Origin of the sequence: Baaleninema simplex PCC 7105, from assembly GCF_000332355.1 — a bacterium.
In the GTDB taxonomy this organism is placed as follows: domain Bacteria; phylum Cyanobacteriota; class Cyanobacteriia; order Cyanobacteriales; family Geitlerinemataceae; genus Baaleninema; species Baaleninema simplex.
In genome coordinates, this window is sequence record NZ_KB235960.1 from 128,342 (window position 1) to 132,056 (window position 3,715).

Sequence of the window (3,715 nt, forward strand, 5' to 3'; positions counted from 1 at the left end):
AATCAATTCGTTGAGTAATTGGGCGGCTTGAATACCGGATTTGAGTAACGCTTCTCGATAGTCTTCTTTGAGGCTTTTTGAGTTGGGGTTTAAGGGGCTGTCTGAAGTCTGAATTTCTCGATCGTCCATAACGGAAATAATTTCGATTAAATTGAAAATTACTCAAGTTTTATTATACTGCATTGAGGGCAATAAGGTTACTGATGTAACTTTATTCCATAGATCGGCCTTTTTCTTCTTCATATTGAAAGTCGAAGTAAACGATTTCAAGAAGCTGTATCGTTGATAGACACAGTCTAATTTTATCAGCTAGCAAAATCGATTCCCTCAAATCAATTCATAAATAACGATCTCGAGTTTCCCAATCAATTTCATGCAAGAATCGAGGCTCTCCCGAAGTTAATATGCAAGAAATCGCTGAAACCCTTACAGAGCAATAGTTTTTACTAAACTGTATAAAAAGAGAACTCAAATCGCGAAATCCATTTCCAGATGGAGACTACAGGCATTTACCCTACATACCAATGTCGGAAGAGCCAAAATCTAAAAAGTTCGATCGTGTGGGTGTATCCCAATTGTAAAATACTCAGATGAGCTGAAAATTTTGAGATACCCCAAAACCAAGAAGTTAGAATCAGGTGGGTCGGATAATTAAGCGGTGACGTCGCCCTAACTCCTCAATATCAACGTTGATTTGCTTTTTCTCCAAGCGCAAAACACTTAATCGAGGAAGCTCCAGTAACACAGAGAGATCGCAATCTTGAGGAGACTGATTTTCTAAATCTAGCTTTTTCAAACGTTTCAGTCCCCGAAGTCCGCTCAAATCCTCAATCGGTGTCTTGCTAAGATTCAACTCTTCAAGTTCGGTGGCAAAGCGCAAAGCATCTAGATGGCGAACCTGTGTTCCCTCGAGATTGAGATAACGTAGCTGACGACAAGCACTCAGTCCATCTAAAGAGCGAACGGGAGTGTTTTCTAAGTTTAATTTTTTCAGATGAGTTAATCCACTCAACCAAGTTGTCTCTTCAAAATCTGTCGATCTGAGGTTTAGAACTCGCAGTTTCGACAAAGCCTCGAGCCAAGTGGGAACTCCAAGTTCCCACTTGGCAACATTTAGTTCTTCAAGATAGATAAGACTCGATAAAACCTCTAAAGGATGGCTTTTAGATGACTTAGAAGAGTCAACAGACACCAGAGCCAAGCTCAGCGAACGTAATTCAGATAAATTCTCGAGAGGTCGTAGATCTTTGACCTTATTTAAATTGAGATTGAGCTGGCGGAGATGGACAAATTTTTTCAGCCATTCTAACTCTTTAATTCCACTGTAACAGACGCTCAAGCTTTCAAGATGGTTTAAGGCCATCAGTTGCTCGGGGGGTGGTGCTTTGATTTCCTCAATATCGAGATGTCGAAGAGCCTTGAACTGAGTTAGCCCTTGTAGATCTTCTAACTGACATCCATAAATATCCAGCCTCTCGAGAGTATTTACCAAAGAGCCGAGTGGCAGCTTTTGGAAAATTGTAAAGGAGAGATCGAGATGTTTGAGTCCCGACAAGGATTCGAGCGGCGAAAGATCGGGAAGTTGTTGGGGTGGGGTGGCTGAAGTGCTAAGCCTGAAGGTGGTAAGATTTTCTAAGGTAGATAAAGGACTGAGATCTTCAAGAACACAATCTTCTAACAACAGTTCCTTTAAATTTGAGAGATTTCTCAACGGACTGAGGTCTTTGGTGGGAGTTAAACCGAACGACAGTTTTTCGAGAGCCGAAAGTTCTGTAATGCCATCGAGACGTTCGAGAGGAGTTGAGTGAAGAGACAGTTCTTTAATTTGAGAACATCCCTTTAGAGCTGTCAGATCGTTGAGAGGAATATAATCGAGAATTAACGATCTCAACGTCCTGACCTCCGCGAGATCTGAAAGTTCGTTCAGGGGAAATCGATTGAGAAATAGTTTTTCTAGGTTGGGAATTTGACGGAGGGGTTTGAGATCTTTTAACTGAAGACAACGTAAGGATAGTGACTTCAGTTGAGGCATTAAAGTTAAAGGCGTTAAGTCGTTAACTGCCGTCCCTTCGAGGTCGAGATGTTCGAGATTTCTGAGGGAGGGGAGTTCGTCGAGTCGGTCTAAACGGCTCCACGCTAGGGAGAGTTCGGTAAAATCTTCTACCATCTCCAAGGGAACGATTTCTGAAAGGGTTAAACCCCCTCGAGGGGGAACGGAAATACCCGCCGCTCGATTGAAAGTGTCGATGTCGTCGAATTCTTCTACAGATTCAGAAGGTGTCAGTCCTGAGTCTCGGGTTAGGGTTAAGAGACTTTTCGTACTATAGAAACAATAGGGAACCGCATCAGCCACGTTACCATGAGTCGTTAAGACCCAGTCGCTGTTCGAGACGACGTCGTGAAACTGGCGATAGTCAGCCAGCGGCAAAGATGCTGTTTTTTTGTCAGTAAGTTCTTTAAATAATTCATTAACCTCTGAAGACTGGGTCATCGCTTCGGGAAGACCAGCAACGAGATAGAGATGATGAAATTTTTTAGTTCCTAAACTCCGCAAAGCTTTTTGGCGCGTTTGTGCATTATCGAGAGGAACCCAGCCTGGATTAAAGTTTCCTTTCCAGGACTTCCCAATAATATTGTCAACCCAGATTTTTGTATGTTGCGGTAGTATATTTACAGGTCGAAGAATTCTTTGACTAAACACCAAATAGACTGGAGCGGGCCAGTACATGACTACCTGTTCGACAAATCTTTCAGTTACCGCGTCCGTTTGGGGTTCGTAGATGCAGTTGAAGTGCAATGGCGGTTCGGGGAGCGCGTCGGGAGTGAGATATCTCGACAGGGGAGCGATGACGAGTGGTTCGTCCTTTACAGCATGGCTCATCTCACTGTAGGTTTGACTAACGTAAGCCTCCTGTCGGGGCCTGCCTCCAAAAAGATATGTCGTTCTTAGATATTTAGAGGTGGGCAAGTTCCAATGGTGCTTTTCAAAGGCGAGACCGGCATCGTGCCAATACCGTTCGATGCGAGTTGGGTTAAGGGGAAATTCGTGGTAGAGAAGGGCGGTCATAATGGAAGTGGCGATCGATGAATGTGTAAAAAAAGAAAGCTACTTGAATCTTCGACGATCGTACACGATCTTTAAGGATCTTCAGGCTTTGCAATAAAAAATGTAGTTCGATCTAAAAAAAATAAAAAATTCGATCGCTGAGACCCTTGGTATCACGCGATCTGGATATCGAAAACCACCATATATCAAGAAGAGCCATCTTTAAAGCTGTTTGTCTAAAAATCTTGAATTTTGAATTTGATTTTGCAACCTCTCAATGCGATCTAACACTTCTTATTATTCCCTCCAGTAGATATGTATGTTTATCGGATCTTTATCTCGTCACCCGTACAGATATTCTGCATTGAAGTGCCTCGAGCGGTTAGCTCCATTATCCGGTTCAGGATGCCACTCGGGTCCCCGAAATGGTAAGTTTGGACGTTGGTCTCTATTAGGATTGAAGTCTTCAGGTTGTAAGTAATTAGGATCGGAAAGTTTTTCAGGACCTCTAGCGGGACTTAAACGGTAAAAAAGGTAAAATAAAAGCAAAACCCTTGACTGACAAGGATTTAAGGTGGAGAGTGTCCCCATGAGAGAGACCACCCCAGCCGCTATGCCACCCTGCTTTGAGAAGTGGTGCAAGCGTTTCGACCCCGACTTCAAAACCCA

1 protein-coding gene is annotated in these 3,715 nt (G+C 43.1%); it reads right to left on the reverse strand.

What is annotated here, in order from left to right:
- Nucleotides 1–634: 634 nt before the first annotated feature.
- Nucleotides 635–3,067, reverse strand: a complete 2,433-nt coding sequence (locus tag GEI7105_RS0124115) for a leucine-rich repeat domain-containing protein (RefSeq protein WP_017662965.1) — start codon at nucleotides 3,065–3,067, stop codon at nucleotides 635–637.
- Nucleotides 3,068–3,715: the final 648 nt, after the last annotated feature.